At 52.6% G+C, this 22,164-nt stretch carries 17 protein-coding genes; 5 read left to right on the forward strand and 12 right to left on the reverse strand.

The window, feature by feature from the left end:
* Together AC06ND_RS07270 and AC06ND_RS07275 are read left to right on the forward strand one after the other, a co-directional pair.
* A partial coding sequence (locus tag AC06ND_RS07270; RefSeq protein ID WP_475678325.1) for a hypothetical protein occupies positions 1-598 on the forward strand: 598 nt, incomplete at its 5' end.
* An 87-nt stretch (positions 599-685) separates the two neighbouring features.
* The gene (locus AC06ND_RS07275; RefSeq protein ID WP_475678326.1) at positions 686-1,468 is read left to right on the forward strand and encodes a hypothetical protein; all 783 of its coding nucleotides are present in this window, start codon (positions 686-688) and stop codon (positions 1,466-1,468) included.
* A gap of 539 nt (positions 1,469-2,007) precedes the next feature.
* On the opposite strand, the gene AC06ND_RS07280 is transcribed toward AC06ND_RS07275, so the two are convergent.
* The 5 genes from AC06ND_RS07280 to AC06ND_RS07300 all read right to left on the reverse strand — a co-directional run bounded on the left by AC06ND_RS07280 (position 2,008) and on the right by AC06ND_RS07300 (position 10,834).
* Complete coding sequence (locus tag AC06ND_RS07280) at positions 2,008-3,990, reverse strand: fibronectin type III domain-containing protein (RefSeq protein ID WP_475678327.1); 1,983 nt, start codon at positions 3,988-3,990, stop codon at positions 2,008-2,010.
* Positions 3,991-4,007: 17 nt separating this feature from the next.
* Positions 4,008-5,504: a RagB/SusD family nutrient uptake outer membrane protein gene (locus tag AC06ND_RS07285; protein WP_475678328.1), complete on the reverse strand. Its 1,497-nt coding sequence runs from the start codon at positions 5,502-5,504 to the stop codon at positions 4,008-4,010.
* Positions 5,505-5,522: 18 nt separating this feature from the next.
* On the reverse strand, positions 5,523-8,618 hold the full coding sequence (locus AC06ND_RS07290) for a SusC/RagA family TonB-linked outer membrane protein (protein ID WP_475678329.1): 3,096 nt from the start codon (positions 8,616-8,618) through the stop codon (positions 5,523-5,525).
* A gap of 231 nt (positions 8,619-8,849) precedes the next feature.
* Positions 8,850-9,791, reverse strand: a complete 942-nt coding sequence (locus AC06ND_RS07295) for a phosphoribosylaminoimidazolesuccinocarboxamide synthase (RefSeq protein ID WP_475678330.1) — start codon at positions 9,789-9,791, stop codon at positions 8,850-8,852.
* A 95-nt stretch (positions 9,792-9,886) separates the two neighbouring features.
* The gene (locus AC06ND_RS07300; protein WP_475678331.1) at positions 9,887-10,834 is read right to left on the reverse strand and encodes an NAD-dependent epimerase/dehydratase family protein; all 948 of its coding nucleotides are present in this window, start codon (positions 10,832-10,834) and stop codon (positions 9,887-9,889) included.
* A 195-nt stretch (positions 10,835-11,029) separates the two neighbouring features.
* On the opposite strand from AC06ND_RS07300, the gene kbl reads away from it, so the two are divergent.
* Positions 11,030-12,220: a glycine C-acetyltransferase gene (gene kbl, locus AC06ND_RS07305; protein ID WP_475678332.1), complete on the forward strand. Its 1,191-nt coding sequence runs from the start codon at positions 11,030-11,032 to the stop codon at positions 12,218-12,220.
* Positions 12,221-12,331: 111 nt separating this feature from the next.
* Positions 12,332-13,507, forward strand: coding sequence for an MFS transporter (locus AC06ND_RS07310; RefSeq protein ID WP_475678345.1), 1,176 nt, complete (start codon positions 12,332-12,334; stop codon positions 13,505-13,507).
* Here AC06ND_RS07310 and AC06ND_RS07315 read toward each other — a convergent pair.
* Complete coding sequence (locus AC06ND_RS07315) at positions 13,497-13,979, reverse strand: hypothetical protein (RefSeq protein WP_475678333.1); 483 nt, start codon at positions 13,977-13,979, stop codon at positions 13,497-13,499. The two genes, AC06ND_RS07310 and AC06ND_RS07315, sit on opposite strands and share 11 nt — an antisense overlap.
* Positions 13,980-14,055: 76 nt before the next feature.
* Between AC06ND_RS07315 and AC06ND_RS07320 the strand changes: the two genes are divergently transcribed.
* On the forward strand, positions 14,056-16,752 hold the full coding sequence (locus AC06ND_RS07320) for a hypothetical protein (RefSeq protein ID WP_475678334.1): 2,697 nt from the start codon (positions 14,056-14,058) through the stop codon (positions 16,750-16,752).
* Positions 16,753-16,810: 58 nt separating this feature from the next.
* Here AC06ND_RS07320 and pyrB read toward each other — a convergent pair whose 3' ends face one another.
* Genes pyrB through AC06ND_RS07350 form a run of 6 tightly spaced genes read right to left on the reverse strand, consistent with a single transcriptional unit; the run spans position 16,811 to position 22,164 of the window.
* Positions 16,811-17,896 carry an aspartate carbamoyltransferase gene (gene pyrB, locus AC06ND_RS07325; RefSeq protein WP_475678335.1) on the reverse strand — a complete coding sequence of 362 codons (1,086 nt, stop codon included), beginning with the start codon at positions 17,894-17,896 and terminating at the stop codon, positions 16,811-16,813.
* 25 nt (positions 17,897-17,921) lie between these two features.
* A complete protein-coding gene (gene pyrE / locus AC06ND_RS07330) occupies positions 17,922-18,563 on the reverse strand; it encodes an orotate phosphoribosyltransferase (RefSeq protein WP_475678336.1) in 642 nt (213 codons plus the stop codon).
* A gap of 21 nt (positions 18,564-18,584) precedes the next feature.
* The gene (gene pyrF, locus AC06ND_RS07335; protein ID WP_475678337.1) at positions 18,585-19,286 is read right to left on the reverse strand and encodes an orotidine-5'-phosphate decarboxylase; all 702 of its coding nucleotides are present in this window, start codon (positions 19,284-19,286) and stop codon (positions 18,585-18,587) included.
* Between the two features lies 1 nt (position 19,287).
* Positions 19,288-20,202: a dihydroorotate dehydrogenase gene (locus AC06ND_RS07340; RefSeq protein WP_475678338.1), complete on the reverse strand. Its 915-nt coding sequence runs from the start codon at positions 20,200-20,202 to the stop codon at positions 19,288-19,290.
* Positions 20,196-20,921, reverse strand: coding sequence for a dihydroorotate dehydrogenase electron transfer subunit (locus tag AC06ND_RS07345; protein WP_475678339.1), 726 nt, complete (start codon positions 20,919-20,921; stop codon positions 20,196-20,198). The genes AC06ND_RS07340 and AC06ND_RS07345 overlap by 7 nt, the downstream gene beginning before the upstream one ends.
* A gap of 4 nt (positions 20,922-20,925) precedes the next feature.
* On the reverse strand, positions 20,926-22,164 hold the full coding sequence (locus AC06ND_RS07350; protein ID WP_475678340.1) for a dihydroorotase: 1,239 nt from the start codon (positions 22,162-22,164) through the stop codon (positions 20,926-20,928).

A 22,164-nucleotide genomic window follows, 5' to 3' on the forward strand; every position in this document is an offset into this window, starting at 1 on the left:
GGAAGCTCAGATTGCCATGCAGCACATGCGTGACGATCTCGACAAGATCGTGTCCATCATCCCTGAGGAGGCGCTCAAGGTCATGAGGGCAAGGCCTATATGGATGGAGGAGAACAACACCCATAACAGGAGCGCCGCATGGTATCACACCTCAGCTGACTACCCTGCCTCTATCGGCGACATCCCAGCCAAGGGAAAGTGTCTCGAGATCACGAACTACAACAAGTATGTATCTTCTACCGCCCAGAACCAGCCATTCATGGTTCTCCATGAGCTCTGTCACCTTTACCATGACCAGGCACTGGGAAGCTATGGTAACCAGGAGATCGAAGCCGCATACCAGAATGCGAAGAGCAGACATCTCTACGACACCTACTACAGGAGATACTCTCTCGACGACCTCCAGGGTACAGAGTACAAGGCCGACGAGACCAGTCATGTCTACTGTCTCAACAACTCATTCGAGTTCTTTGCAGAGATGAGCGAGGCATATTGGGGCGGCAACGACTACTTCCCATACAATTACGAGCAGCTCAAGGCTTTCGATTCCACCGCCTTCGCACTCATGGAGAAGATCTGGGGACCACGCAAGTTCTGACAACTTGTCATTGGTCCGGGAATTGTGAGTATACCCAGTCGTTGCGAATACACCCAGTCGGATTTGAAATAAAAACAAATTAGCATAATGAAGAAAATTTTCTGCTCATTCGCTGTCGTTGCAGCATTGTTCGCTTTCCCTGCATGTCAGGATAAGGTCGAAGACCCAGGTAAGAATGACAAGAACCAGACTGAGAATACCGGAGACAAGGAATACACCGTCGATCAGTATGGCTATGCTACCTATACCCACCAGGGATTCCAGTTCAAGGTGAAGGCAGGCCTCATCACCACCACTGATGCCCAGAAGGCTATCCAGCACATGCGCGACGACCTTGACTTCATCGTGGAGAACTTCCCTGAGAACGCTCTCAAGATTCTCAGGAAGCACCCTATCTGGATGGAAGAGAACAACACCCGTAACCCAAGCGCGGCATGGTGCCACGTCAACGCCGACTACCCTGCTTCTTACGGTGAGGCTTACAAGGGACACTGCGTCGAGATCACCAACTACAAGAACTACGTGGCATGGTCCAACCAGAACCAGCCTCTCATGGTGCTCCATGAGCTCGGCCACCTCTACCACGCCCTCGGCCTTGGTGGCGAGACCAACTCGACCATCAAGAATGCGTATAACAATGCGAAGTCCAAGGGGCTCTACACCACAGGCTGGTACAGATACAACACCGGTGGTCAGCGCGTAAAGACTAACGATGTCTACTGCATGAACACCATGTGGGAATACTTCTCTGAGATGACTGAGGCTTACTTCGGTGAGAACGACTACTACCCATTCAACATCACCGACCTCAAGGAGCACGACCCTATGGCATACGAAATGTGTGAGAAGATCTGGGGCGCCCGCCCATAGACTTCCGACATTCATCTAATATCTACCGAGGCAGACCAAAACACATTGGCCTGTCTTTTTTTGCAGCCTCTATTTCCTGAACTTCAGGTTGATAGTGTGACAGGTTGCAAAGCACACATATGTCACGAACGCCAAAAATCAATTGATTTTTGGATGTCGTGGCAGCAAAATGGATAAAAACAACGAAAACCACGTCACGAGCGCCAAAAATAAAGCATATTTTGGCGTTCGTGCCAGCACCACCACGGGAACAGGGCTGCGGCGCGGGAAGCGGGCAAAATGCATTTGCCCGGACTAGGGTCGGCGAAGCGGAGCGAACACGATCTGCATTTTGCCGCTACCGAGACGGCACTGCCACTGTCCACAGTAAAATGGAAGTTTCAGCACCCGACAGGGACGGCGCGGGAAGTGGGCAAAATGCATTTGCCCGGACTAGGGCTGAGGAGCGGGACGTTGGCAAAGTAAAAAAGGTCGGGACCGAAGCCCCGACCTTTTGTTATGGAAAGTCTTTCGACTATTTCTTGTTGAGAGTCTATCGACTACTTCTTGGTAAGAGAAGTGATGATGTTATCCCAGTAGAGTGATCCACCCTCGTTAGTCACTGACCAGTTGACTGAGAAAGTGATCTTGAGGTTTGAATCGTAAGTAGCGTTAACGTCTTCGCCAGTACCATAAGACTTGAAGAAGTAGCTACCCTGGAATGTCTGGTTAGCAGCCATGTTGATGGTGCTGGTCTTTGCGTTCACGGTACCGATGATAGGATCGGTGCAATCGATGAGACCTACGATCTGGATAGTAGAAGCGTCAACCTTGGTGATTGTCACGTCATTTGTCCAGTAAACGTACTCCCAAGCAGCACCACTCCACCACCAGCCTTCTGAAGCCTGTGCGTATGTACCTACGAGAGCGTCCACACCTGGAAGAGCTGCGAAAGTGAAGGTATCAGTCCACTCGTCGTTACCATTCCAAACATCGAGAGTAACGTTACCTGCAGCAAGATCAACTGAGCAAGCAGGAACCTTTACGTAAACCCAGGTGTCAGCGTAGTCAATCCACCACCAGGTATCATCGCTCTTCTTGAGAGAATAGCCTTCGAGAGGGATGAATGCACCAGCCTCATCAGTCTTGAAGACAACCTTTGCGTTGTCATACTGAGGGATCACGAGAGTGTAGGTGTCGGTATCCTCATCGTAGCCGAGGGTAGCATCAGCTGTAGAATCAAGTCTGCCGCTGTAGTACTTACCGTCCTTAGTCCAAGTGAAGAACTGTGCAGGCCATGCGAGAGAATAGGTAACCTCTCTTCCTTCAGGATCGATGATGTCGATCCAAATATTGCCGTCCTCGTTATTTCCAGAAAGACCGCTATTTGCATCTTTGTTGATCCAGATGATCTTCGAAGCACCTGCAGAACCATGGAGATAACCTTCGAGACCGTCACCAGGACACTGAGAAGCGAAAGCGCTGGACTTCTCATTGTTGATAATCCACTTACCATTCTCCTGGTCTCTGGTGAATACGAGGTCATAGCCCTCTACGCCATACCAACCGCTGATAGTGTACTCAGCCTGAGCTGCACCTGTGTAAGAGATGGTAGCGTAAGTCTTGGTAGCCTCACCGTCGATGAAGATCTCACCTTCAGATGACCATGCGAATGACATATCAGGGTCTGGAGTCCAAGGGGCTGGTTCCGGAGCCTTGTAATCACCGAACTCAACACGGTAACCGCACCACTGCTCATCGAAGTTGGTAGTCCAGAAATCGATGTAGCCGCCGGTAGGATCGATGACACCGAACTCGTAGCTACCACCGTCACCATAGAAGATGTTGTAGTCCTGAGCCTTTCCACCAAGACCATGTGCAAGGTAGAAGTCTGGGCGAGTTCCTACAGGACCGCGAGTGTCGATAGCCTGACCCTCTACTGGCTTCATGTTCTTCATGCTGTTGTCAAACTCGAAAGGATAGGTTCCGTCGAACTTGGTCATGTCGAAGTAGAAGTCAAAGCCCTCAGCACCACTGTAAGAAGTGATCACGAAATGGCCGGTACCCTTCTCAAGACCGAAAGTGATATTAGAAACATTCCATTTGTCGTCACCAGAATAGAACCATGCCTTACCATCCTGAACCCACTCATAATCGATGATGATAGGATCGTCGGTCTTGATCTTAGACTCTCCTGGGATAGAGGCGCAGAGAGTCTTGGATGCCTCAGCGGTAGGAACTGCTGACACATAAACAGAGAATTCAGTACTGAACTTGAGGCCCTTTACAACCAGGCTGTTCTCAGTAGTCTCACCCTTGGATACAGTGTAGCCAGCTGGGTTGAGAACCTTGTAAGTATACTGTCCGGCATTGTCAACTGCAGTCCAATAGAAAGAGATTGAATTTGCAGTCACCTCGCCAGCGGTAATGACCGGAGTCTCGAGCGGAGTCTTGCCATCCTTGGTGAAAGCTTCTTCCACCGTACAAGATGCGAGGCTGAATACGCCTGCAACCGCCAAGATGAGTGATAATATCTTTTTCATGTTATCGACCTATTAAATTATTCAAGGCAAAGAGATACATCTCCGAAAGGATTCTGGTCACCAGATGGCCAGTCAGCAGAACTGATGTTCGGATTGTTGTTGATCTCGTTGAGAGGAATCTGGTAAACGAAACGCCATGACCTTGCAGGTACAGGAGTCTTGCCACCGAAGTTGCTGTGGTTACCGTCACGGGTAAGACCCTTCTGGAGGCGGATGATGTCAAACCATGCGAAGCCCTCACCGTAAAGCTCCTTGCGGCGCTCGGTTACGATCTCCTCGATAAGGCTTGAGCCGATTGTCTGTGTAGGAGTAGCGTTACGGAGAGCACGGAGCTCGTTGAGGAGAGATGCAGCAGTGCCGTCATCACCCATGTGAGCCGTAGCCTCAGCCTCGATGAGAAGCATCTCGTCTGAACGCATGAATACGAAGTCACCGGTAAGGTCTGGAGTGTCATAGAATTTGTTTGAGCAATGGAGTCCAACGTCCTCCTTCCACCAGATCTGCTTTCCACGGATATCGTCTGCGCTGAAGAGCTCAGCGAACTTGTCGTTGAGATAGAAGCAGTTGAATGACCAGAAGTCACCACCGTCACGAGTGATGTAGTTAGTCCACATTGAGAATGGGCCGTAGTCACCGTTTGCCTCGAGAGTATGCTCTGCGTCAACCATCATACCCCACATCCATGAGCGGGTGTCGATGTTGTTGAAACCAGCCTCCCAATCCTCAGCAGAAGTAAGAGGATAGCCGGCGCGTGCCTTTGCAGCATAATTAGCAGCGTTTGTCCAATCGTTCATCACGAGATATACACGTGCGAGGAGACCCTGTACAACGCTCTGGTCAAAGTGGTTCTTTGCTGACCTTGAGTATCCTGCGAGGAGTCCCTCGGCTTTGGAGAGGTCAGAGAGGATCTGCTTATAGGTATCGTCGATGGTACCTCTACCCTTTCCTTCGGTCTGGTCAGTGGTAGGCTCGGTGTAGAGTGGAACACCTGGCATGTTCCTCTCGTGTGCGAGCACATAGGTGTGCTGATAGTACTGAATGAGGTTGAAGTAGCACCAGCCCCTCATTGCGTAAGCCTCACCCATGACACCTGCGATGTCAGCCTCGGTCACACCGTCGATCTCAGGAGTGAAAGCGATGATGCTGTTGAGGTTGTTGATGATGTTATAGTAGTAGAACCAGAGAGCAGATGACTTGAAGATGTCACCTCTCTGATGACCCCACATATTGTAGTCGTAGCCGTACCAACCACCGTTTACGATGATATCCTCACCGTCCACGTCATTGGCAAGAATCTGAGCAGCCCAACCCTGAGTATCAGGACGTCCACCGCCACCATAGCTGAACGCAAGGAGGTTGTAGCAACCGTTGAGAGCAGCCTGTGAACCCTTCACTGAAAGGAACACCTGATTGTCAGAAACGGAGCTAGAAGGATTAGTAGTGAGCCAATTCTCACATGAGACAGCGGTCATCAATGACGCCGCAGCCATTATTGCATAAAATATCTTTTTCATATTCTTTTCTCCCATGCTTTAGAATGTAACCTGAACACCGAAAGTGACGTTCTTGGTAGTAGGGAACCTGTTGCTGGTAGTACCTGATACACTCTGCTCAGGATCGGTACCACGCTTTGCAGCAGAACCGAAGGTGAGAAGGTTGTCACCCTGTACGAAGAATCTGAGCTGATCCATGTGCATCTTGTCGAGGGCCTTCCTTGGAAGAGTGTAACCGATGGTCACGTTCCTGAGACGGAGGAATGAGTTGTTGTAGAGATACTTGTCTGAGAAGGTATCCTGTGCATTCCTGTTGAGGCGAGGGAGCTCTGCGTTAGGGTTCTCAGGAGTCCAGGTCTTGCTGAGTGCATCTGGATGGAGTGAGAAACCGGTACGATAGTTAACCATCTGTGAGTAGTCGGTATCGTAGAGGAGACCACCGATGCTGTAGTAAAGCATCACTGAGAGGTCTACGCCGTAGAACCTGAAGTTGTTGGTGAAACCACCGAACACTGCAGGAAGCGAGCTTCCGAGATACTGCTTCTGCTCGTCGCTAGTAACATCAGAAGTGCTCTCGGTAAGGACGCGGTCAACGATCACGCGATTGCCATGCTCGTCAGTATCGAAGATGTTCCTCCAGTACTGGTCGTTACCGTTTGCCGGGTTGACGCCAGCATACTTGGCACCCCAGAAGTTGTAGCGGCTCTGACCCTCTCTCCACTTGAAGACGCCTGAGTTCATCTCTGCCTGTGGAAGGCTGGTGATGACGTTCTCATAGTGAGTGAGGTTGAAATTCATGCTCCACTGGAAATTCTGGTTGTTGAACACAGCGTAGTCGAGATTGACCTCGACACCGTAGTTCGAAACGTCACCGATGTTACGCTCGATACCACCGAAACCGGTAGAAGGAGCCATAGGCATGGTAAAGAGGAGGTCCTTAGACTTCCTGTCGAAGAACTCGACGCTACCGGTGAGCTTGCGGAAGAGAGCGAAGTCGAGACCGACGTTGAGCTGGAGGTTGGTCTCCCACTTAAGTCCGGTGTTTGGAAGACGTGAGATTACGACACCGGCGTTGTTGAGATCGTTGTAACCGGTTCCGTAGAGACCCTGGTAGCAGTACCATGATGAAAGACCATCATTACCGACTGCACCGTAAGAAGCCTTGAGCTTGAGGTTGTCGATCCATCTTACATCCTTGAGGAAGTCCTCGTTGTTGATACGCCAAGAAGCACCTGCTGACCAGAACATACCCCAACGTGACTGAGGAGAGAACCTTGAGGTCGCGTCAGAACGGAGGGATGCTGACACATAGTACTTGTCAGCATAGTCGTACTCGAGACGGCTGAAGAATGAAAGGAGGCGATACTTGTCGGTGTATGAGCTTGAGTCTACTGAAGTAGCAGCTGAGCTGAGCTCGGTGAGACCTGCGAATGGGAAGCCCTTCCTTGAAGCAGAAAGACCGGTGACATCACGCATGTAGCTCTCCTGACCGAGGAGAATGCCGAGATTGTGCTGACCGAAAGCGCGGTTGAAGGTAAGGAGGTTGGTCCAAGTGGTAGCGACGTTCCTGTCGTATGACTTGTATGCGTTTCCACCCTCACCTGCGGTGTAACCATATTCTGCACTTGCATAGCTATCGTACTTGCTGATGTAGTAGTCGATAGAGATGGTGCTGCGGAAGTTGAGACCAGGGATGATCTGGAAATCAACATAGTTACGGGTAGAGATCTGGTCTGCGGTTGACTTGTTGTTGTTGTAGGCTGCGTCAGCGAGGACGTTCCAACCTGCCCAACCAGCATTGTCGAGACCATAGTTGTAGATGTAGTTGCCAGCACCGTCCTTAGCATAAGCGCCAGTGTTGTAGTCATACTGGTAGATGCTGTTCACGGTAGGAACGGTACGGAGGAACCATACCACGCTGTCACCTGCTGGAGAGTCGGTGACGCTGTGTGAGAATGAGGTGTTGGATCCTACCTCGAGCCAAGGCTTAACCTTGGTAGAGACGTTCGAACGACCAGAGATACGGTCGAACTCCTGAGTGGTGAAGATACCCTTATCGTTGAGGTAACCTGCTGAGAAGAAGTAGTTTGTCTCACCCTTCTTACCGCTGAAGTCTACGTTGTACTCCTGACGAGGACGTGACCTCATGGTCTCATGCCTCCAGTCACCGTACCAAAGGAGATCGCTGTCCTTGACGAGGACATTACCCTGTGCGTCAACGATATTCCTGGTAGCCCAAGGGAGAATCTTGATTTCGTTAGGAGTTACGATAGCTGCATTCGCACCGGCCTCCTCAGGTGACATACCTGAATCGATGTTGGCATTGTAGAGTGAACGCCAGGTAACCTCTGCGAACTCGTTAGGTGAAAGCTGACGTGGAAGCGGAACTGCGAGAGATGCAAAACCGACAGTAGCACGGAAGCTAACCTTACCGTTCTCGTTCTGACCCTTCTTGGTGGTGATCACGATGACACCGTTGGCTGCACGTGAACCGTAGAGAGCGGTTGCAGATGCATCCTTGAGGACTGTCATCGACTCGATGTCAGATGGAGCGATCGCGTTGATGTAACCTGAGTAAGCGACACCGTCGACAACGTAGAGAGGGCTGCTGGATGCGTTCATGGAACCGATACCACGGATGGTGATGGAACCAGAGTCACCAGGCTGACCACTGTTGTTGATGACCTGTACACCGGCAGAGAGACCCTGGAGGGCCTGAGTCACGTTAGAGGTAGCGATCTTCTGGAGATCCTCCTTCTTAACGACTGATGCGGAACCGGTGAAGGATGTCTTCTTTCCCTGACCGTAAGCGATGACCATGGTCTCGTCGAGCATGAGTGCATCAGGCTCGAGAGCGATGTTGAGGACGTCTGACTTGCCGATGGTGGCATTGTAGTCCCTGAAACCAAGGTTCATCACTAAGAGTGAAGTCGACTTTTCAGATACATTGATCTTGAAATTACCGTCGAGATCAGTGATGGCGAACTGACCAGTTGTCTTGTCCTGAAGTGTGGCACCTACGAGAGGTGAACCGTCAGCAGCAGACTTGACTGATCCGGTCAAAGTTCTTGTCTGAGCGCTCGCAGCGACTGAGAACAGTACAACCGCGAGAATTCCGAGAATGAACTTCTTCATAATTAATTTGGTTTGTAAATAATAGTCTATGCTCAAAGGTAGTGATTTAATTCGGATAAACCATAATATGCTCAAAATATTTATAAAAAATTTTAAAAATCAATTATGAAAACACCGACCGTACACGTAAAATATAGTAAAACATACCATTACGACAGAAAATCGTGACAGTACAGACAAAAAAAGACCGAGACGTAAAATCTCGGTCTTTTTTATGACGGTTTCAATTTTTTACTTGAGTGATGCGAGACAAGCAGCAACGTTCTTCTCGATCTGCTCAGCGGTATACTCGACGCGCTCGAACTTCTCGCCCACGATGTTCTCGTAGAGCTCGACGTAACGATCAGTGATACCGTTCACAACCTCTGGAGTCATCTCCGGAACCTTCTGTCCCTCCTGACCCATGAAGCCGTTGGCCATGAGCCACTCGCGAACGAACTCTTTCGAGAGCTGCTTCTGGTGCTCACCCTTTGCGAGACGCTCCTCGTAACCCTCAGCATAGAAATAGCGTGAAGAGTCAGGAGTATGGATCTCGTCCATGAGATAGATCTGGACGCCGATCTTACCGAACTCATACTTGGTATCAACGAGGATGAGGCCCTGCTTTGCTGCGATCTCGGTTCCTCTCTGGAAGATGGCGCGAGTATACTGCTCGAGCTTCTCGTAATCCTCACGGGTTGCGAGACCTGAAGCGATGATCTCCTCCTTAGAGATGTCCTCGTCGTGACCCTCTGCTGCCTTTGAGGTTGGAGTGATGATAGGCTCAGGGAACTTCTGGTTCTCGACCATTCCCTCTGGCATCTCTACACCGCAGATGGTGCGCTTGCCTGCCTTGTACTCTCTCCATGCATGGCCTGAAAGGTAGCCACGGATGACCATCTCGACCTTGAAAGGCTCGCACTTGAGACCTACGGTCACTGCAGGATCCGGAACTGCGACCTTCCAGTTTGGAAGGATGTCAGCAGTCGCATCGAGGAACTTCGCTGCGATGCGGTTGAGTACCTGTCCCTTGTAAGGAATACCCTCAGGAAGAACGACGTCGAACGCAGAGATACGGTCCGAAACGACCATCACGAGATACTTGTCGTTGATATCGTACACGTCACGTACCTTACCGACATATTTGCTTTTCTGTCCATCGAAATGGAAATCTGACTTTACGAGTGCTTTCATTGGTGATTACTGTTTAAAACGGCTGCGAATTTAATCAAAAAACCGGAGATACGCACCTACGCCACTCCGGTTTTTCATTATTTCTGATACTTCTTCTAGAGAAGGGTCTTTCTGAGATTCTCGATCATGTCGCGAACCATCGCATCGAGATCGAACTTCGGCTTCCAGTCCCACTCTGCACGAGCGCAGCTGTCGTCCATCTTGTTAGGCCATGAATCAGCGATCGCCTGACGGACAGGATCCACCTCATAGCGAACCTTGAGGCTAGGGATGTACTTCCGTATAGCTGCGAAGAGTTCTTCAGGCTCGAAGCTCATCGCTGCGATGTTGAATGCGTTGCGATGCACGAGTCTGGTCGGATCGGCATTCATGAGGTCCACTGCACCGTCGAGTGCGTCAGGCATGTACATCATGTCCATGTATGTGCCCGGAGCGATAGGACAAACGAACTCCTCGCCCTTCACCGCAGCATAGAACACCTCCACTGCGTAGTCGGTAGTACCGCCGCCCGGGAGAGTGGTGTATGAGATGAGGCCCGGGAAACGCACCGCCCTTGTGTCGACACCGAACTTGGTGTAATAGTAGTCACTGAGAAGCTCGCAAGCGACCTTGGTCACACCGTACATCGAGGTAGGACGCTGGATGGTGTCCTGAGGAGTGTTGTCGCGAGGGGTGCTTGGTCCGAACGAACCGATGGAGCTTGGAGTGAATACCGCACATCCGTTCTCGCGAGCTACCTCGAGGATGTTGATCAGACCATTCATCTGGATATCCCAAGCGAGGAGAGGCTTGCGCTCTGCTGTCGCCGAGAGGATGGCTGCGAGATTATATATGGTATCGATCGAATATTTCTTAACTACGCTGGCGATCTGCTCTCTGTCGCATACGTTCACGACTTCTGCTGGTCCGCTTTCGAGGAGAACACCCTTGGGTTCTGCGCCGGGAATGTATCCGGCAACTACGGTGCATCCTTTCTTTCTGAGCTTCATGGTGAGCCCAGAGCCAATCTGGCCGGTCGAGCCAATCACAAGGATATTGGTCATGTGTTTGTGTTTTTTAAATTGCACGCAAATATATGGCAAATTATGCAATAACGATAATTTTATTGCGTGATATGACGCCAACTTCTTACAAGATGTATGTTTGTTATATTGTTTTGAATGAAAATATCATTTCCATATCCAAAGAAAGTTGTAATTTTGCGCTATTAGAACGATTCATTTTATCTTTTTGACAATATGTACGGAAAGTATCAGCAATTTCTCCAGGACGAGCTCGCTTCAATCGAGCAGGCTGGACTCTACAAGCGCGAGAGAAACATCGCGTCACCACAGTCAGCAGAGATAACACTCGAGGACGGTTCGAAGGCACTCAACTTCTGCGCCAACAACTACCTCGGCCTCGCAGACAATCCTAGACTCATCAAGGCCGCTCAGGACGTGATGGCAACCCGTGGCTACGGTATGTCTTCAGTACGTTTCATCTGCGGTACCCAGGATATCCACAAGCAGCTCGAGAAGGCCATCTCAGAGTATTTCCACACTGAGGACACCATCCTCTACGCGGCTTGCTTCGACGCAAACGGCGGTGTATTCGAGCCACTCTTCACTGCCGAGGACGCAATCATCTCAGACTCTCTCAACCACGCTTCGATCATCGACGGCGTACGCCTCTGCAAGGCTGTCCGCTACCGTTACGCAAACGCCGACATGGCTGACCTCGAGCGCTGCCTCCAGGAGGCTCAGGCACAGAGGTTCCGCATCATCGTGACCGACGGCGTGTTCTCGATGGACGGAAACGTCGCTCCTATGGACAAGATCTGCGATCTCGCCGAGAAGTACGATGCACTCGTGATGGTGGACGAGAGCCACTCTGCAGGTGTAGTCGGCGCTACCGGCCGCGGTGTCGCTGAGCAGTATGGCTGCTACGGCAGGATCGACATCCACACCGGTACCCTCGGAAAGGCATTCGGTGGCGCAGTCGGCGGTTTCACCACCGGTCGCAAGGAGATCATCGACATGCTCCGTCAGCGTTCACGTCCATACCTCTTCTCGAACTCTATCCCTCCTATGATCGCAGCTGCCGCTCTCGAGACCTTCAAGATCCTCGAGGAGAGCAACGCACTCCACGACAAGCTCCAGGCTAACGTGGACTACTTCCGCGAGAAGATGGTCGCTGCAGGCTTCGACATCAAGCCTACCCAGTCAGCAATCTGCGCAGTAATGCTCTACGACGCTCCACTTTCACAGAAGTTCGCAGCAAAGATCGCAGAGGAAGGCATCTTCGTGACCGGATTCTACTATCCGGTCGTTCCTAAGGGCCAGGCACGTATCCGCGTACAGCTTTCTGCCGCCCACGAGCAGGCACACCTCGACAAGGCAATCGCTGCCTTCATCAAGGTCGGAAAGGAACTCGGCGTGATCAAGTAAACAGAAACAAAACAATAAAGGGTAAACAGAAGGCGGAGGCTGCACAGGCCCCGCCTTTTTTCATATATTTGCCGCCCGGAATCCAGATTCCCTAAAACAATGACGAACGACATCAAGAAAAGCCTCATGGCCCTCTCCGCCGGCACCTTCGGACTCGGAATCACCGAGTTCGCGATAATGGGCATACTCCCCTACGTCGCCGACGCCTTCCGGGTCACCATCCCCGAGGCGGGGCACCTCATCACCGCCTACGCTCTCGGAGTCTGCGTCGGTGCCCCGCTCCTGCTGCTGAGCGCGAGAAAATGGCCGCTGAAGAACGCAATCTTCCTCATCATGGGAATATACACACTCGCCGGCATACTCAGCGCCCTGTGTCCCGCCGGACAGAGCTGGAACTACTGGCTGATGATGCTCTTCCGCTTCATGTCCGGACTACCGCACGGAGCGTTCTTCGGTGTGTCCTCCATCGTCGCAGACAAGCTTTCGAAGGGAGAGAAGAGCACCCTCGCCGTCGCGATCATGTGTGCCGGAATGAGCATCGCCAACCTGGTCGGGAACCCATTCTGCACCTTCATCACGAGCGTGCTCACATGGAGGTGGGTCTTCGTCATCTCCGCCGGCTGGGGTCTGGTCACCATCCTTCTCATCGCGCGCTGGGTTCCGCACGTCGAGCCGCTGCCGGAAAAGAGACTCAGCGAGGAATTCCGCTTCCTCGGGAAGCTGGCCCCATGGCTCATCATCCTCGCCACCCTGCTCGGAAACGGCGGAGTGTTCTGCTGGTATAGCTACATCTCCCCTCTTCTTACCCAGATATCGGGAATCGCGCCGTCGATGATGACCCTGATGATGGTGCTCGCAGGAGCCGGGATGGTAGTGGGAAATCTCTGCGGAGGTGCGGTATCCGACAAGTTCGGTCCGGCCCATACGGGAAGGGCTTTCCAGTACGGAATGCTCGTGTGCCTGGTCATGACCTTCTTCTTCGGTGCCCATGCATGGGTTGCGGTGCCGCTGATGGTCATAAACTGCGCATGCCTCTTCGGTGTCGGATCGCCGCAGCAGCTGCTGATACTGCGCTTCTCCGAAGGAGGTCAGCTGATGGCCGGCGCGATGGTCCAGATCGCATTCAACCTCGGAAACGCCCTCGGCTCATGGTGCGGCGGGCTTCCTATCGAAGCCGGACTCTCCTACCGCCACCCCGCCCTCGTGGGATGCGTATTCGTTGTTCTCGGAATCGTCTGCTACACTATCTTCTGCCGCAAGTTCGAAAGACGCGGTGTCAGTGCTTGATGGCAGCGAGAATGACATACTGACGACCCGTGTCCTTGAAGATGCGGTGAGTCAGCTGAATCGTCGTCACGTCATCGCTCCAGAGGCTGACCAGGTCGACACCTCCCGGAGTCAGGGTCTCCTCCCCTTCTCCGTACTCACCGGTGTACTTCTCTTTCAGCACGTCATAAATATTCTTGATATCTGATCTTGAGCTGACGGAAAACTGAATGCCCTGAGCGATTTCCAGAATATCGTAGTCGACTATGAGTTCGTCCCACCTGATGTCATTCCATTCGAAAGGTGTGCTGATCACTATAGACGAGTAATCGTGGTACTCTTCTGTCGAATAGATGCACGGTAGACCGAATGACTCTGCCGTCATTTCGGCTGTCACATACTCTCCTAGGCAGACCTGGCCAAACTGACGGTCTATCTCCACTACTTTCTCCGGCCCCTGAGCAAGACACACCGAGCCGCAAAACAATAGCATGATTATTGAAAAAAATCGAGACATTAAGTAAATTTGAAAAAATTCTTTATACAATATTCAAACCAAAGTCGTCCCAATGAAGATACGCGGCTGCATATTTGCCATATTGCTCATGATGTCCCTTCCGGCATCAGCACAGCTGCATATCCAGTCGACATACAGAGGCAGTAACTTCAGACAGCTTTCCGTTGCGGTATGTGACTCCGCCTCAAGAGAGAGGCTCCCCGGAGCAAGCGTCTTCATCACAAACGGGACAGACACTCTGAAGTCAGTCGCCGATGGCGGCGGAGTCGCGTATTTTGACGTTCCTTTCAAGCGTGACAGCCTGACATTCATCAGTTCCATGCTCGGTTTCAAGACCCGCACGGACAAGGCGATGCTGAACCAGTATGAAACGCAGCGTCTGTCCATAGGACTTCAGGAAGATCCCCTGCAGATCAACGCAATCGTCGTTACCGGCGAATCTGTTGCGATGGTGATGCACGGAGACACAACAGTATTCAATTCCGCTGCATTCAACACTTTCAAGGGAGACCCGCTGCGTGAACTGTTGAAGAAGTTTCCGGGCGTCGAGATAAACGAAGGTTCAATCAAATACCAGGGCAAGCCGATAGACAGGATACTTGTCAATGGAAACAACATGTTCGGAAAGGAGATCGCCAGCGCCATGGACATGGTGCTGGCAGAGGAGGTCCGGGCAGTCGAGGTCTATGAAAAGACAGCCGTCAAGGACATTGACGACGATGCCAGCATAGCCAAGGAGAGGGTGATGGACCTGCGGACATGGAATCCTATCGAACATATCGGGCAGTTCAGCGTCAAAGCCAACGGCGGTATATACACAAACAAGATGACCGACGGGAATCTTGACTGGTTTTCCGGTGCAACGATGCAACTTGGTAACTACACACTGGGCACGAAGCCGCGCCTGACAGTCGACATCAACGGGGGCCACAACGCTACCGGGATAATCCCGGCAACACAGCCTATGAACTCCGTTGACGCCTCCATCACGCTGGGCAAGGACATTCCAGGGAAGAGCGGATGGAGTCAGAATCTCAGAGCCGCCTATGGCTCCACAAAAACGACATCAGGGTCGTCGGAATTATTCTTCCCCTCAGAATCACTTGCATGGAGAGAAAGAGCCGACAGTACAGCTGCTGAAGAAAACAATGCCAAACGTAATATTTCATATAGCGGCAGCTGGTACTACAGAAAGGGAAAGAACAGATATAGCCTCACCGGGAACATGGGATTCAGCCAGAACTTCATACGTTCCCGCTCATTCATGTCTTCGAACACAGATGGTTCGACAAGAATGTTCGACAAGACATCAGGAGACACCACAAACAATGGTAATCTCAACCTGAAAGGTGATATATCGCACACCTTTGCAAAAAGTGGACGCAGACTCACAGCATCATTGAACATGACAGGCAACATAAGCCGCGGGCGTGGAGCCAGAGTTGATTCCAACGAATACAGCATAAGCCCGGAATGGAGCCGCAACACCATTGCCGCAGGCGTGTTTGGAACCTCATTATATGCCACATGGTCCGAGCCGTTACCAGGCAAGTCTATGCTGGCGTTTACTCTGACAGCCGGACACTCTTATGAAAGCCACAAGGATGTCTGGACGGACATGCTGACTGGCCTGATGGATATCAACAACACCAAGGACTACCGTCAGAACAAGATTCAGGGAGAAGGAACACTGGGCTACAGGTACGGGAAGGAAGGAGACGGCTTTTCCGCGTCCCTCCAGGCAGGTATCCGTGATGTCGCAGTCTTGAGGTCCGAGAGACTCTCCTATCCACCGTCAAGCAACATCAACTTCTTAAGACCATCATTTTCGGGAAGCTTCGGATACACAAAAGCAGCCAATTCGTTCAGTCTTCATTATCGAGAGAATGACATGGCTCCCGCCACATCGCAGCTTCGCAAAAGCATAAACGACGTGAATCCATTCTTCCTGACTGCCGGAAATCCATCATTGAAACTCCCTGTTGACAGGAATGTCGACATTGCTTTCAGCAAGGCTATCGAAAAGAAGAACATGAACGTAAGCCTGCAATTCTTCGGGACACATTTCTCCAACGCCATCGCAAGCAAGACAGAGTTCTTCGATAAGGAGACGACACTGTCGGAATATGGATACATCGCCCCGGCAGGCTCTTCCCTCACCACACCCGTCAATGTCAACAACAAGTACAGCCTTGCGACAAGCCTCGATCTCGCGACATATTTCCCGAAGTCCAAGATCAATCTGTCCGCAATGGTCGGATGGGGTCTGTCGACAAATCCATACACGATTGGAGAAATCGCCAGCAACAACCTTATGAATTCGATGAGCGTGAACGGTTCATTATCGTGGTCTCCAAAAAACTCTGAAATATTTCTTTCTCCAAGTCTTTCATTCGGGCGGCAATCCAACAGTGGAGACAGTTCCTACGACTTCATCAACCCTTCAGTCTATATTTCATACAGGCAGAGGTTCGGACAAATCGCAGAGACCAGCATCAACTATGACTGGACAGGCTCTTTCACCACAATCGATGCATTTCACTACTCCAATCACAGCCTGTCAGTCACTGCAGGTTTCCTGTTCGGCAAAGACAGACGCTGTCGATTCGAAGTCTTCGGCTATGATCTCCTGAATTCCGCCAGGTCGTACAACATCTCGACCACAGACTACTCCACGGCATTCCGCTACAACAGCTATCTCGGACGTTCTGTCGGCGTATCACTCACTTTCGTCTTCTCGAGGAGATAAACAGCAGACGAGGCGGCGACCTGGTGGTCACCGCCTCGTTGATCTATAGGGCGAAAACTTAGAGTCTTACCTTGGTATCGCAGTAGTAGCAGCGTACGGTACCGTCCTCGAGACGACGGAACAATGGATCAACCTCCTCGCTGTTGCATACGCACTTCTGGTTGGTGCAGTGGTATGCAGGCTCGCAGAATACGTCGCCGCCCTGCTCCGGCATCACATGGTTAGGATCGTCCTTCCAGTCGATGAGACGGCTCAGGAGGGCCATTCTGACGAACTTACCGTTAGCCACCTGACGGAAATATGCGGCGCGTGGGTCTGCATCCACGTCCTTCATGATCTCGTTCACGCGTGGGAGCGGATGGAGGATGGCCATCTTCTCCTTTGCGGTGGCAAGCTTCTCACGGTTGAGGATGAAGCTGTCCTTTACGCGATCGAACTCGTCCTCGTCGAGGAACCTCTCCTTCTGTACACGGGTCATGTAGAGGATGTCAAGCTCCGGCATCACTTCCTCCATGGTAGAAACCTCACGATAGTCCACGTTGTTCTTCACGCAGACATCCTGGATGATATAGTCAGGGAGGCGAAGCTCGTCAGGAGCGATGAGGATGACCTTGTTGTTCTCGTAACGAGAGAGGGCCTTGATGAGAGAGTGTACGGTACGGCCGAAGCGGAGGTCACCGCAGAAACCGATGGTGATATTGTCGAGACGACCGATCTCACGCTTGATGGTGAGGAGGTCGGTAAGGGTCTGAGTCGGGTGGCTGTGTGAGCCGTCACCAGCGTTGATGACAGGAACAGGAGAAACCTTTGACGCCACGAGAGGAGCACCCTCAACATAGTGACGCATCGCGATGATGTCAGCGAAGCAACCAACCACGCGCACGGTATCCTCGACGGTCTCACCCTTGCTCACTGAAGAGCTCTTTGGATCGGCAAAACCGAGAACGTTTCCGCCGAGAGACATCATTGCAGATGTGAAGCTGAGACGGGTACGGGTACTTGGCTCATAGAAGAGGGTCGCAAGCCTCTTTCCAGCCATACGCGCAGTATAGTACTGTGGATTTGCAATGATCTCCTCAGCAAGGCTGACGATGTCATTGGTTTCTTCTACCGTAAGATCGGTAGGGTCGATAAGATGTTTCATAATATCGTTAGTTAGTGTTCTTCCTTTACTTGATCCAGCTTTCGTCAGAAGGGTTGTTGCGGAATGCGATGATGCGCTCCTTCCATCCCTCTGCAATGTACTTCTCTTCCTCAGCAGCCTCCACGAGTGCGTCAAGGTCTGAGAGCGAATAGTTCACGGTGTTCGCAGCAGCGATGCGGTCGATGCCCTTCTGCATGCCGTAGGTGAAGATGCTCACGATTCCGAGAACGTCAGCGCCGGCCTCGCGGAGAGCGTCAACGACCTCGATGCAGCTTCCGCCGGTGGAGATGAGGTCCTCGATCACTACGACCTTGGTGCCTGGATCCATCTTACCCTCGATCCTGTTGGTGCGTCCATGGTCCTTCGCGCTTCCGCGAACATAGCCCATAGGCATGTTGAGGATGGTAGCGACGATGGCTGCATGCGCGATGCCTGCGGTGCTTGTACCCATAAGCATCTCGCACTCTGGGAAATGCTCCTGTACCATTGCTGCGAGGCCTGCCTCGATCTTCTCACGTACAGACGGTGATGAGAGAGTGAGACGGTTGTCGCAGTAGATAGGGCTCTTGATGCCGCTTGCCCAAGTGAACGGCTCCTCAGGTCTGAGGAATACAGCTCCGATAGAGAGGAGCTCCTTTGCGATGGCTTTCTTATCTGTAGTGCTCATGATGAACTATTTATTGTCTTGTTATTCTCCGAGGAATTCGCGGCATGCGCGCTCATAGGCTGCGACAGGATCCTCCGCCGCGGTGATAGGGCGACCTACCACGATGTAGTCAGAACCGATCTCGGCTGCGCGGGCAGGGGTGGTGATACGGACCTGGTCGTCAGCAGAACCGTCAGAGAAACGGACTCCAGGGGTCACTGCCATGAAGTTCTTTCCGCATCTTTCCTTGACTACCGCAGCCTCGAGAGGTGAACATACGACACCGTCGAGACCGGCCTCGGCAGCGTTTGCTGCGTACTGGGAGATGGTGTCAGCGATGCTGGCGTTGATCAGAAGCTCCTTCTGCATGCGCTCCTCGCTGGTAGAGGTGAGCTGGGTCACTGCGATGAGCTGGGCGCGTGTGCCGTCAGGACGGGTAAGTCCTTCGAGCGCAGCCTTCATCATATCGATGGTACCGGCAGCATGCACGTTGGTCATGTCCACGTCGAGATTGCTGAGCACGGCCATTGCCTTGCGCACGGTGTTAGGGATGTCGTGAAGTTTGAGGTCGAGGAAGATCTTGTGTCCGCGAGCCTTGATCTCACGTACGATCTGCGGACCTGCCGCATAATAGAGTTCCATGCCGATCTTCACGAAAGGCTTGCGTCCCTGGAACTTGTCCAGGAATTCGAGGGTCTTTTCCGCACTGCTGAAGTCGCATGCGATTATCACGTCTTTTGCCATATTATTCTATGATTCCTATTATTTCCTTGAGTGAATTGATTCCGAGCCTCTCCATCTCACGTGGAAGGTCCTCGATGATTTCCTTGCATGCGAAAGGATTGCGAAGATTCTCCGCACCGACCTGCACGGCTGAAGCGCCGGCCATCATCATCTCGATGACGTCGTTCGCGGTAGCGACTCCGCCGCATCCCATTACCGGGATCTTGCATGCATGTGCAACCTGATATACCATCCTGACCGCAACCGGGAACACTGCCCTGCCGGAGAATCCACCCATCTTGTTTGCGATTACCGGACGACGGCGTGCGGTGTCTATCCTCATTCCGAGGAGGGTGTTGATCAGGGTGATGCCGTCCGCACCGGCCTCCTCGCATGCCTTGGCGATGCTGACGATGTCGGTAACGTTCGGGCTGAGCTTGACGAATACAGGCTTGGTGGTAACTGCCTTCACCGCCCTCACGACCTCGGACGCAGCCTCGGCAGAAGTACCGAATGCCATACCTCCGTTGTGGACGTTAGGACATGATACGTTGACCTCGAGGATTGCGACCTCGTCGACCTTGTCCATCTTGCTGCAGCACTCCACATACTCCTCGATAGAGAAGCCGCTGATGTTCGCGATGATAGGCTTGGAGTAGACCTTCCTGAGAGCCGGGATCTCATGCTCGATCACGGCATCCACACCAGGATTCTGGAGTCCCACCGAATTGATGAGGCCAGCCTCGCACTCAGCGATCCTCGGGGTAGGATTTCCGAAGCGCGCGTCACGGGTGGTACCCTTGATGGAGATTGCACCGAGAATGTTGATGTCGTATACCTCGGCCATCTCGAGGCCGAAGCCGAAGGTACCGCTGGCCGGCACCACCGGATTGTCGAGTCTTACTCCGCAGAGTTCCGTTCCGAGTTCCCTTACCATATCACCTCCTTCCTGTCGAACACAGGTCCGTCCTTACATATTCTCTTGTTTCCGAACATGGTCTTGCAAGAGCAGCCCATGCATATTCCGGTACCGCAGCCCATCCTCTCCTCGAAGCTGTACTGTCCCTCACCCTCGATCTTTCCTTCGAGAGCACGGAACATAGGCATAGGTCCGCATGAATAGAAGAAGTCGTACTCGACCATAGGGAGGGCATCGGTCACGAAGCCCTTGACTCCCACCGATCCGTCCGCAGTTGCGATTATCACCTTCGCGCCGAGCTTCTCGAACTCTTCCCTGTAGATGATCTCGTCGGCCTTGTTGAATCCGAGCACGACGCTCACCTTCTTGCCTGCGGCGATGAGAGTCTTCGCGAGATAGTACATAGGAGCAGTTCCGATTCCGCCACCCACGAGAAGAGGCTTCTCGCATGCTGCAGCGGTGTTGAAGCCGTTTCCGAGAGTGGTGAGCACGTCTAGCGACTCACCTTCCTGAAGTCCGGTCATCTGTCTGGTTCCCTTGCCCACGACCTTGTAGAGAAGGGTGAGCACGCCCTCGTTCCAGTCACACACCGAGATGGGGCGCCTGAGGAAGAGGCCGTCGAGCGCGAGGTTCACGAACTGTCCCGGGCGCTGAGCCGAGCATCCGCTGAGCTTCATCTCCCAGACGCTGTCGTTGACCTGGCGGTTGGATATAATGGTCAGAGTTTCTCTTTTCATAGTTCTATTTGCTGATCTGTGGAAGTTCGCTATGCACAGGCACGCCGTCCTTGAGGGTGAGCACGCAGCGTCCGCATACCTTCCAACCCTCGAAAGGAGTGCTTCTGCCCATGGTCTCGAAGTCCTCCGGATTGATCACGTATTCCTTGTCAAGCTCGAACACGGCGATGTCGGCGCGCTCCCCTTCTGCGAGCTTTCCTCCGAGGGAGAAGATGCGGCGCGGATTGTCGCACATGAGTTCGATGAGTTTCTCGATGGTGATGACGCCTTCCTTCACGAGCTTGGTGTACATCACAGGGAAGGCGGTCTCAAGACCGACGATTCCCATCAGGCTACCCCAGTAGCCCTTGCCCTTCTCCTCTGCGGTGTGAGGCGCATGGTCGGTGGCAATGACCTCCACGCTGCCGTCCTGGATACCCTTGATCAGGGCGTCGCGGTCAGCCTTGGTCCTGAGCGGCGGATTCATCCTGAAGCGTCCCTCGTCGAGCCTGTCATCCTCGGTGAGGGTGAGATAGTGAGGTGCAGTCTCGCACGATACCCTTGCGCCGGCTGCCTTTGCCTGCCTCACGGCCTCGACGCTCTCTGCAGTCGAGACATGGCACACATGATAGCGGCAACCGATCTCGGTAGCCAGCTTCGCATCACGGCACACCTGCTTCCATTCGCTCTCGGAGCTGAAAGGAGGCTCGTCCATGTCCTCGCAGTGGGCGGAGATGACCACGTCCTCGCGGAGTGCCATCCTCATCGCCTCCTCCATCCTGCTTCCTTCCTGCACTCCGCTGCCATCGTCGGAGAAGCCCATCACCTTATCCTTCATCGCAGCCATGTCTACGACAGGGCCTCCGTTTCGGCCACCGGTGATGGTCGCGAAAGGAAGGACGTCGATGACAGCCTGCTCCCTGATGAGGTCGAGCTGCACCTGCAGATGCTCTGGAGAATCCGGAGCCGGATTGAGGTTAGGCATGGTGCCGACCACGGTGTAGCCGCCACGAGCCGCTGCCCTGGAACCGGTGGCGATCGTCTCCTTGGCCGAGTAGCCTGGCTCACGGAAATGAACATGGACATCAGCGAGGCCATAGCTTACTATGCACCCGGTGATGTCCACGACTGTCATCGAACCGTCAGGCTCGATATTTTCCGCGATACGGGAAACAGTACCACCGGAAAACAGGATATCTGAAATGAAACTATTGCCCCCTGTGATGAGACGTCCGTTCTTGAGAAGAATATTCCTGTTTTCCAT

This window comes from Candidatus Cryptobacteroides sp., assembly GCF_056207615.1.